1 protein-coding gene is annotated in these 201 nt (G+C 80.6%); it reads right to left on the reverse strand.

Annotated elements, in window-relative coordinates:
• Window positions 1-201: M50 family metallopeptidase (locus QWJ41_RS21995; RefSeq protein WP_302710624.1), on the reverse strand; the 201-nt coding region annotated here is incomplete at both ends.

The following is a 201-nucleotide window of genomic DNA, read 5'->3' on the forward strand; positions in this document are numbered from 1 at the left end:
CGCGTCCGTCGGCGAGCAGGAGCGCCGCACCGAGCCCCACGACGGCGGGCGCGAGGTAGCCGGCGGCCAGCATCGCGACCATGCCGGGACCGCGCGGCCGGCCGCGCGAGAGGGTGACCCCGGAGGTGTCGGAGTGCAGCCGGATGCCCAGCAGCCGGCGCCCCACCAGCACCCCCACCACCGCGGGGCCCCCCGCGAGGC

It is taken from the genome of Nocardioides cremeus (assembly GCF_030518195.1).
Taxonomy (GTDB): domain Bacteria; phylum Actinomycetota; class Actinomycetes; order Propionibacteriales; family Nocardioidaceae; genus Nocardioides; species Nocardioides cremeus.